We start from the raw sequence: 10,626 nt of genomic DNA on the forward strand, positions 1-10,626 counted from the left end.
GGTTATATCTTGCTGATTTTATGTAAAATTTCACCAGAGGTTTCACGTGGAACACAAAGAAAACGTAAATTTACAAAGAAATAAAAATACCACGTTTCACGTGGAACAAGAATAGAAAAATGTTTAAAAAATATAATGTAATTGTCGTTGGTGCGGGGCATGCCGGATGTGAGGCAGCGGCGGCAGCAGCTAACTTAGGTTCGTCCACTTTACTCATCACAATGAATATGGGAGTAATAGCCCAAATGAGTTGTAACCCCGCTATCGGTGGTGTAGCAAAAGGACAAATTGTAAGAGAAATTGATGCTATGGGCGGATATACTGGTATCATAGCAGATAAATCAACCATTCAATTCCGAATGCTCAATCTTTCGAAAGGTCCAGCTATGTGGAGTCCACGTACACAAAATGACCGAATGCGTTTTGCTGAAGAATGGAGGTTACAATTGGAGTCTCTTCCAAATTTAGATATGTGGCAAGATACCGTAAAAGAAGTTATCGTCAAAAATGGAAAAGCTTGCGGTGTCATCACTTCGATGGGAATAGAAATAGAATCGGACGCTGTGGTACTGACCAATGGAACTTTTCTAAATGGTGTAATTCACATTGGCGATAAGAAATTTGGAGGCGGTAGAACAGGAGAGAAGGCAGCCACAGGTTTAACCGAACAACTTGTTTCCCTTGGTTTCGAATCAGGAAGAATGAAGACAGGAACTCCACCACGCATAGATGGGAGAAGCCTCAACTATGCATTAATGGAAGAACAGTGGGGCGACGAAAAAAGAGGGCGGTTTTCTTATACAGATGTAGAAATACCTACTGAGCAACGCTGTTGTTGGATTACCTACACAAACGATAAAGTTCACGAAATGCTTCGTACTGGGTTTGAAAAATCACCCATGTTTACGGGACGCATCAAAGGATTGGGTCCGCGTTATTGCCCTTCTATAGAAGATAAAATAAATCGCTTTGCCGAGCGTGAAAGACATCAGATATTCGTGGAGCCCGAAGGTTTTAAAACAGTAGAAATCTATGTCAATGGATTCTCGACTTCATTGCCGGAAGATGTACAATTAAAAGCTTTGCAATTAATCCCTGGTTTTGAAAATGCAAAGATGTACCGACCAGGTTATGCCATAGAATACGACTACTTTCCACCAATGCAATTGGATCTAACCCTAGAAACCCAATTGGTGAAACATCTATTTTTTGCAGGACAAATCAATGGGACTACTGGTTATGAAGAGGCCGCCGCTCAAGGTTTCCTAGCCGGGATAAATGCGCATCAACGCATCAACGATGATAAGGAACTTATTCTAAAACGATCCGAATCTTATATAGGTGTATTGGTCGATGATCTCGTAACAAAAGGAACTGAAGAGCCATACCGTATGTTTACATCAAGAGCAGAACATCGTCTACTTTTGCGCCAGGACAATGCTGATATTCGCCTAACCCCATTAGCTTATAAATTGGGATTAGTAGGAGAAGAAAGACTCAAAAAAGTGCAAGACAAAATTGATAACTCAACTAAAATAATTGAGTATCTAAAACAAAATTCAACCAATGTCGAAAAGATGAATGCAGTATTAGCAGAAGTTGGCTCGAGCGCTCTTCCTCAGAAAACAAGGTTGAGTAATGTACTTGCGAGACCACAAGTTGGTATCCACGATATTCTGAAAGGAGATGAAGGCTTTGCAAATTATGTATCCCAATTTGATAACGACACCATCGAACAAGCAGAGATCAATCTCAAATATGAAAGCTATTTCGATAAAGAAATGGAAATAGTTAATCGTATGAAGAAGATGGAAGATAGAGAAATAAACCCTGATTTCGACTACAGCTTGCTAACGTCATTATCCATTGAGGCAAGACAAAAGCTATCAAAGGTAAAACCACGTACACTGGGACAAGCCTCAAGAATCTCGGGTGTTTCACCTTCCGATATCACTGTATTGATGGTACATATGAGTTAAATAACTGATATACAAATACTTATATATAAAATATTACATAGCTTAAAATAAGCGATTTAAGACAATATTCTATTTTTTATGACAACTTCTTTAAAAGAAAATAAAAGTGGTTCAAAAAGGCTAAAAAGTAGCTTAAAAACAAGATTACTTATTTTAAGCATGTTTATTATGCTTATTGGCTTGTCCATACAATGTGCGAGCATACAACAGCCTACGGGGGGGCCAAAAGATTCCATTCCCCCGAAAATACTACTGGAAAGTCCTACGAATTTTTCGAAGAATTTTACAGCAAAAAAAATAGTTATCACTTTCGACGAGTATATCAAACTGGCAAATCAGCAAAAAGAATTCAGTATTACGCCAGACATGGGGAGTAACCCAGAATTCAAGGTCAAGAAAAAAAATCTAGAAATTACCTTACCTGATTCTCTCGAAAAAAATACAACTTACAGCATATATTTCGGTAAAGGACTAGTCGATTATAACGCAGGAAATGCACTGGTCAATTATGCTTATGTATTCGCAACAGGAGACAAAATAGATTCGCTCAGTATATCCGGTAATGTAAAAAGCGCAGTGACCAAAGAGGTCCAAAAAGATGTTAAAGTCTTATTGATCCCCACTAGCCAAGATTCCATTTTCGGGAAGAAGAAAGCGAATATATTTACGACAACAGACACTGCAGGCAATTACAAACTAAACAATTTGAGAGAAGGAACCTATCGCATTTACGCACTTCAAGAAAAGAACAATGATAGGATCTATAATGGCGCTGATGAAGAAATAGGTTTCCTAAAAGACTCTATCGTGCTAGCGCGAGACTTAAACAATATCAATTTGGAGATATTCAAAGGAACCCCAAAAAAGTTTAGAACGCAAGAGAAGAAATTTGAAAAAAATGGAAGTATACTTCTTATTTTTAACAGGCGAGTGGACAAACCCAAACTCAATATCCTAAATGATGAAGTAAACAACAAGGATAAAATAGTACGCTTTTCAAATACATCAGACTCCGCTACTTTGTTTATTCCAAATTTAAAAATAGACTCCCTAAAGCTGGTTCTGACAGAAAATGAAAGGCCATTGGACACCATTCTAATTAGAAAAGGGAATGTAAAAATAGAGCAGACAATTGATCCTATTTTTACCCCGAATAATGGGCGAGTAGATCGGATTACACACCTTCAGGTATCTGCATTCACACCGATCAAGAATATCGATAAAACCAAGTTGAAATTCAAAGAAGACTCATTGGTCCGAACCAATTACCAACTTGCCGTTGATACAGCGAATAGCAATATCTACCATATTCGATATAATTGGAGAAAAGATAAAAAGTACCAAATTGAGTTTACAGAAGGCGCCATAACAGGCTATTTTGGCGAGCAGAATAAAGAGAAAAAGCTGGATTTGACTTATGACGATAGTGAAAACTATGGGGATCTGACATTTGATTTTACAGATCTAGATAGCAATATAACATATCTGGTAGAGTTAATCAATGAGAAAAAAGATAAAGTCTACCGCGTCGACAAAATAAACATGAACAATCCGACCGTCGCATACAAACAGTATCCAGGAGGAAAGTATAGCATACGTGTAATTCGCGACGACAATGATAATGGAATCTGGGATACCGGAGATGTCGAAAAGAAAACCTTTCCGGAACCTGTTATATATCTAAATAAAGTATTTACGATACGTGCTAATTGGGAACAAAAAGATAGTTTTTCATTGAATGGCCTCAAAAAAGAATAACTGAGGCCATTCTAAAATAATAATTTAAAACACTGCTAATTCGATTAAGCTAAAACCAAGAACTGTATAGAACATAATTATGTGGTAGCTGCTGCAATAGATCTTTCTGCTCTTCAGTAAGTGCCTTTATCTTTTTCGCAGGTACCCCAGCATATAGAAATCCCGATTCACAGCGGCTGTTTTCTAACACCACTGCTCCAGCTGCTACAATAACATTCGATTCAACAATAGCATTATCCATAACGATAGCTCCCATACCAATGAGTACATGGTCTTCCAAAATACATCCATGTACCATAGCCTGGTGGCCTATACTTACATAATTTCCAATCGTTGTACCGCATTTCTTATAGGTACAATGTATAACAGCACCATCTTGAATATTCGTATAATTACCAATACGAATATAATTGACATCTCCACGTATTACAGCGTTAAACCATACCGAACAGTGATGCCCAATCTCTACATCGCCTACAATCGTTGAATTAGGTGCTAAGAAGCATTCTTCGGCTATCAATGGAGATTTATCCAAAACAGGTAAAATAAGTGCCATATTCCTTAAAAAATTGTGTCCTTTAGTACTTCCGAATGTTTAGGGTAGTCAGTTGTATAATGCAATCCCCTACTTTCTTTCCTCAACATAGCTGATTTTGTCACAATATAAGCTACTTGGATAACATTACGCAATTCACACAATTTAACAGAAAGCCTGGTATTTCGATAAAATTCTTCAGTCTCCTCATATAACAGATGTAATCGTTTAAGGGCTCTTTCCAGCCTAAAATCGGAACGAACAATACCAACATAGTCACTCATAATCTTTTGGCATTCGCGCAAATTATGACTTACTAAAATATCCTCATTTGAAAGTGAAGTTTTAGAATCATCCCATTCCGGAACGTCAACAATATGGTTAATCAATCCTATCGACTTTGTGGCGTCTAAGAAAATACGATGCGCATAAACAAGTGCTTCAAGAAGCGAATTAGAAGCCAATCTGTTTGCACCATGTAGTCCAGTAGAAGAACATTCACCGCAAGCATATAAATTAACAAGGCTACTGCGTCCAAAATCATCGACATAGATACCCCCGCAGAGGTAATGCGCAGCCGGTGTAACTGGTATAAAATCCTTCGCCATATCCAGCCCGATCGAAAGGCACTTTTCATAAATGTTTGGAAAATGCTTGATAATATCCTGTTTATCCCGATGCGTAATATCGAGGTAAACATAATCTATACCTGATTTCTTCATCTCGGCATCAATAGCTCTAGCAACGATGTCTCTTGGTGCCAAGGAAGCACGTTCATCGTACTCCTCCATAAAAGATTCACCATTGATCCTCCTTAAAATTCCCCCAAATCCACGTACAGCTTCGGATACCAAAAATGCAGGCGAATCCTTTGGATTATATAAAGAAGTAGGGTGAAATTGCATAAACTCCATATTACGTACCTTACCTTTTGCCCGATACACCATCGCTATACCATCTCCAGTCGCGATAGTTGGATTTGTTGTACTTGAATAAACATGACCGGCTCCGCCAGAGGCCATCACGGTGACCTTACTCAAAATCTGATCTACTAAATGTGATGAGGTATTAAAAGCGTAAATTCCATAACAGGTAATGTCTTCCCTATTTTTATCCACGTACTCACCCAGATGATGCTGTGTAATCAAATCAATGGCAAAGTAATGTGTTACAATTTCAATATTGGGATCACTATGTGCTTGAGCCAATAATGCACGCTCTATTTCGTAACCAGTTATATCTTTATAATGTAAAATACGATGAGCTGAATGTCCCCCCTCTTTTGCCAGGTCATACAAGCCCGATTCCTCCTTGTCAAATGATGTCCCATATGAAATAAGTTCTGCTATCCGTTCCGGTGCTTCTCTTACTACGTTTTCCACAATTTCAACATCGCATAAACCATCCCCAGCAATCTGAGTATCAATGATATGCTTTTCAAAGCTATCTGACTTATCCACAACGGCAGCCACTCCCCCTTGCGCATATTTTGTATTAGACTCATCCTCATTGGACTTAGTGACTATCAATACTTTACCGAATTTCGATGCCTTTAAAGCAAAGCTCAATCCAGCAATACCTGATCCAATGACCAAAAAATCTACCTTTCTATCTGCCATATAAATTAAAATTCACAAACTATCCCCAAAAGTGACGATTCAAATTAACGAAAAATGTGGAAAACGTGTAAATAAAAGGTTAAATAAAAATGAAAAGTATTTAACAATTCACAAATCCCCTATTTCGAAGCCTTATTTCTAAAATTTTTCCGCACAAAAATCCATAGATTTCCACATTTTCTAAACAAAAACTATTCAACAAAAATATATGGAAAATAAAAAATACGATAAATTAGAATTTTAAAAATCAGCTCTTTAATAGATAAATCCTGTTGAAAAATTGTTGAAAACTCATTAAAAACCTAAAATCAAAATTGAAATAACCTAATTTATACCACTTTTCCACACCATAATAAACAATAAGAGATTTTCTATTTTAAGTAATTAGTATTTATTGAAAAAAAAGATTGTGGAATACGTTCGAAAATCTTTGTTTAGTTTTGTCAAGTTCGATTAGAGGCGGTTAGATTTCGATATCTGGGAATTATAAAGTCCCCTATTGAAATATTTAATTCTAATTGAGTTTATATTATTTTTTTAATTTCCTATTGGCTTTTGAAGCGCTTTAGGATTGGATATTTATTTTATTTTTTTTTGTATATGGATTTAAAGTAGTTTCAGCGCGTTATTTATATTTTTTTCAGGAAAAATTTAGTTTTAAACCGTTTTATACTTGGATATTTTCCCTTATTGGATCTTATTTCAATTTTATTGGATTGTAACTGATAGAAATTGATGAAGGAATGGTTTAATTCTCATTTTGGTGCTATGAGATTTCAATATTTTTGGTTTTCAACCAGATAAATTCTTTTATTGAATTCTAATAGCTACTAATCTTTGCTTTGAAATTTCTTTAAAAAGGTAATTTACTTGATTTTGCTATTTGGATTTTAAGTCGTTTTAGGATTGCTTATTTGCTTATTTTTTTTAAAAATATTAGAATATGGCCTTCTCAACGAGTTTAAATTGGAGTACGAAATTTTATAATTTTATCAGCAAATTTTTCAAAATGAAAATTGAACCTTAATGGTTATTGGAATTTTTATTCCTGGATCGGTTTATCGTATTCGGATTGGCTATAATATCGGTTTGGTTTTGGCTGAATTGAATTTTAAACAGAATCTCAAGCCTATTGTTTAAAAATAAACCCGGTTAAAATTGGATATTTATACAAAATTTGTTTTCAGTGCTTTTTATTGCATTCTATGCGTTTAAATAGTGAATTTTTTGCGATCTAAGTGAAATTTTAAAATTAGCTTGTTTATAATTTTGGATTGCAAATAATTTCTTCAAATAATTTATTGTAGAACAAACAATCTTACTATATTTGCAGCCCAACATCCCTTAGATGGAGGAATTATCCAAATTTAGATCAGTGAGATTCGAATATTCTGGATTATTGTTATGGAGTATCTTTTTATATCATTCTCAGAGCGTATTTTTCTAAAATAAAGCCCTTATGGATTGAATATATTGACTTGATTCGCTATTTGTTTCGAATATTTAATTCTAAGCGACTAAGTTGCTTTGAAAATGCGTTGTCAGTCGCATATTTAGTGTTATCTTGTAATATTATCTATATATTTGACTATCAAGCGGTTTAATTCACTAAATTTAATATAAATATGAAAATTTATATTTTTTAACAAGTTTATATTTCGTTATTATATTTATTAGTATTTTTTAAGTTATATTTGTTGGATTTTTTGCGGTTTATACTATAATTATCGCTAGATGCTTGGTCTAGCCGGATATACGCTCGGATTCTGTTATATTGAGCTTTTGAGGGAGTTATTTACTGGATTCTTATCTGATACTCGGTATAATTTATTCTATTTTGGTGGGATCCATCATTTATTCTTGAATTTTGTAAAATTGAATTGTGAAAATTTCATTAAAGCCTCTTAGAATTAAATAAATTCACTATCTTATATTATAGTAGCCAATATTTAATTCTTATCCGCTTTATTTTGGATGCTGTATGCATCATTTAGTCATATATTTTATTTTCCGAGAAATACTCTCTTCTAGATTCGCTTCTACTTGACTCTTTTAGATTTTCTTATAAATATCCAATTCTTATAGGGTTTATTTGAACTATTTCATTCAACGCTATCGACCCTGAATTGGCATAAATTTACATCGCTACATTCCTATATTCATTTCTATAAGCTGCTAGTATCTTTATATGCAAATGTAAAAGCACTTATTCCAGAGATTATTGTTTTGTATTGATTGTCTATGACGTATTTTTATTGATGAAAATTGATTTTCGCCCAATTCTGGCCTCCGTTGCTGTATGTGGTTGGTAAATGGAAAATATATAAACTTCAAATATTTGCGATTAGAATGGCATATTTAGGGAAGATGATGATACAATATACTATAGACGATTCTGAGGGCGTTTATTTTATTTTCGAAGCTATTTTGTACGCTTTCAATGCTGCAGGCATATACAGTTTACTCCAAATTTACAAAATAAACCCGCTGAGAATTTGATATAAAATTATTGATCAATCCAGAATCCATTAATCTTGCCTATACGAGCTCAAAAACGTTTTTTAATCTGAAATGTTAATAAATAAAGCTTCCTTTTCTGCTATATTTTTCATTGTTTTGTAATATGCCTAAAAACGTTCCTTAGGCTATGAAGGTTGGACGCGGATGAAACTGATTTTCGAAGATCGAAATAATGTGAAATAAACCCTTTCAGCTTTTGGTATAAATGAAGAGTTCGAATAGTTTCCTAAATATTCAAGTCTAAAAGAGTTTATATGGGCGTAATATTGTTTAATTAAACTTTATATAAATTAATTTAACTATTAATTTTTGTAAACGTTTAATTTGTATTTTTTTAATAGGTATTTCACTGTCAGTTCTGCAAGATCATGTAATTGGGCAACAGTTGTAGTTGTTCGATCAAATTTGAAAACTGACATTATCCAATAAGCTAGGCTCGGTAGATCCGTTGTAATCTATTATTGATTAATAAGAGGTTTTATATCAGTGTTTTATCTGTTATTATCTAATAATGCATCACATTCAAGCGAGCGGTATATTACCACGACCTGATTAATTTGCTTTTAATTGACTTTTATATATCTAACAATGCTTATTTTTGCTGTTCATAAAAGTTGAAACTACTCGCATGGAAATTGTAAATTATGAGCTTCAAGCAAAAGGTTATATCGATGCTCCGATTGATCCCTCACTGGATTTGATTAAAGAGATCCAACGGTTAAAGAAAGAAAAGAACGCTGTCATCTTGGCTCACTATTATCAAGAGTCTGAAATTCAAGATATAGCGGATTATATAGGAGATAGCCTTGGTTTATCCCAGGAAGCTGCGAAAACTGATGCAGATGTAATTGTTTTTGCTGGAGTACATTTCATGGCTGAGACGGCTAAAATACTTTCACCGACGAAAAAGGTTCTTCTGCCAGATGCCAAAGCAGGTTGTTCGCTATCAGATTCTTGCCCACCGCATCTTTTCGCTAAATTTAAGGAACAATATCCTGATCATTTGGTCATCACTTATGTAAACTGTACAGCGGAATTGAAAGCGCTTTCCGATATCGTATGTACCTCTAGTAACGCTGTTCAGATCGTAGAGAGCCTGCCAGCGGATCAGAAAATCATTTTTGGCCCGGATCGTAATCTCGGAGCATACGTTAAAAAGAAAACTGGACGAGATCTTGTGCTTTGGAATGGTGCATGTATGGTCCATGAAATTTTTTCTCAAGATAAAATTGATCGTTTGAAAAGCGAGCACCCTGATGCTAAGTTTATTGCCCATCCGGAGTGTGAAGATCATATACTGGCGATAGCCGATTATGTGGGATCGACTGCCGGCATGCTTAAATTTACCCAGACAGATACGGCCCAGGCTTATATTGTTGCTACAGAATCAGGTATTCTCTACCAAATGCAAAAAGCAAGTCCACATAAGACTTTTATCCCTGCACCTCCTAATAATGCCTGTGCATGTAATGATTGCCCGCATATGAAGCTTAATACGCTTGAGAAGCTATATAACTGTCTGAAGTATGAATCGCCTGAAATCCTTCTTCCCGAGGATGTTATTCTCCGAGCCCAGCGTCCTATTGAACGTATGTTGGAAATATCGGCAAGTTTAGGCTTATAGAAATCTGCATAATTTTTGATCATACCAAGATAATAACTGATTGGTTTTCAATGGTCAATAATAATTTCGTTGAGCTGTTTATATGCAGTTCAACGAAAAGAGTCCAATGTATAAGCAGGGGGGCATTGGTCTTATAGTAAAACTTATTTTGTAATGCCATCCGGATATCTCTCTGGGAGATGATTATCAGCAGGCATTATCTATATTAAACTTTTAAACTTTTTAGCATGTTTGATTTTGATAACACCGAGCGAACCAATTTGGAAGAAATGGGTGAGTTCGGCTTGATTGATTATATAAAAAAAGCTGTAGAATTAACAGAAAAATCCACAATTAAAGGGATTGGCGATGATGCTGCTGTTCTAGATTTTGGAGGTAAAAAAACCTTGATATCTACTGATCTACTGTTGGAAGGGATTCATTTTGATCTTAGATATGTTCCGTTAAAACATCTAGGTTACAAAGCTGTTCAGGTCAATTTGAGCGATATTTACGCGATGAACGGAATAGCTTCACAAATTACCTTTTCAATAGGTCTGTCCTCAAAATTTCCATTGGAAGCTGTAGAAGAGATTTATCAGGGAGCATTGA

The 10,626-nt window shown here is 35.1% G+C and carries 6 protein-coding genes; 4 read left to right on the forward strand and 2 right to left on the reverse strand.

Annotated features, from left to right (window positions below; translation table 11 throughout):
* Positions 1 to 119 precede the first annotated feature (119 nt).
* Positions 120 to 1,979: a tRNA uridine-5-carboxymethylaminomethyl(34) synthesis enzyme MnmG gene (mnmG, locus tag B2X72_RS06560; RefSeq protein WP_286848708.1), complete on the forward strand. Its 1,860-nt coding sequence runs from the start codon at positions 120 to 122 to the stop codon at positions 1,977 to 1,979.
* A gap of 78 nt (positions 1,980 to 2,057) precedes the next feature.
* Positions 2,058 to 3,737: an Ig-like domain-containing protein gene (locus tag B2X72_RS06565; protein WP_286848711.1), complete on the forward strand. Its 1,680-nt coding sequence runs from the start codon at positions 2,058 to 2,060 to the stop codon at positions 3,735 to 3,737.
* Positions 3,738 to 3,786: 49 nt separating this feature from the next.
* Here the strand turns inward: B2X72_RS06565 and B2X72_RS06570 are convergent, their stop codons facing one another.
* Both B2X72_RS06570 and nadB read right to left on the reverse strand, forming a co-directional pair.
* Positions 3,787 to 4,293 carry a gamma carbonic anhydrase family protein gene (locus B2X72_RS06570; RefSeq protein ID WP_088163398.1) on the reverse strand — a complete coding sequence of 169 codons (507 nt, stop codon included), beginning with the start codon at positions 4,291 to 4,293 and terminating at the stop codon, positions 3,787 to 3,789.
* Positions 4,294 to 4,298: 5 nt separating this feature from the next.
* Entirely contained in the window at positions 4,299 to 5,891 is a 1,593-nt protein-coding gene (gene nadB, locus B2X72_RS06575; RefSeq protein ID WP_286848714.1) for an L-aspartate oxidase, read from the reverse strand.
* Between the two features lie 3,148 nt (positions 5,892 to 9,039).
* Between nadB and nadA the strand changes: the two genes are divergently transcribed.
* Positions 9,040 to 10,035, forward strand: coding sequence for a quinolinate synthase NadA (gene nadA, locus B2X72_RS06580; RefSeq protein ID WP_088163401.1), 996 nt, complete (start codon positions 9,040 to 9,042; stop codon positions 10,033 to 10,035).
* 227 nt (positions 10,036 to 10,262) lie between these two features.
* A partial coding sequence (locus tag B2X72_RS06585; RefSeq protein ID WP_286848717.1) for a thiamine-phosphate kinase occupies positions 10,263 to 10,626 on the forward strand: 364 nt, incomplete at its 3' end.

It is taken from the genome of Sphingobacterium sp. UBA7253, assembly GCF_002472745.1.
GTDB classification, from domain to species: Bacteria; Bacteroidota; Bacteroidia; order Sphingobacteriales; family Sphingobacteriaceae; genus Sphingobacterium; species Sphingobacterium siyangense.

Bases quoted from the DNA above. Each gene is read 5' to 3' on its own strand.
- mnmG (WP_286848708.1), top strand. From the start codon at position 120: ATGTTTAAAAAATATAATGTAATTGTCGTTGGTGCGGGGCATGCCGGA.
- B2X72_RS06565 (WP_286848711.1), top strand. From the start codon at position 2,058: ATGACAACTTCTTTAAAAGAAAATAAAAGTGGTTCAAAAAGGCTAAAA.
- B2X72_RS06570 (WP_088163398.1), bottom strand. From the start codon at position 4,293: ATGGCACTTATTTTACCTGTTTTGGATAAATCTCCATTGATAGCCGAA.
- nadB (WP_286848714.1), bottom strand. From the start codon at position 5,891: ATGGCAGATAGAAAGGTAGATTTTTTGGTCATTGGATCAGGTATTGCT.
- nadA (WP_088163401.1), top strand. From the start codon at position 9,040: ATGGAAATTGTAAATTATGAGCTTCAAGCAAAAGGTTATATCGATGCT.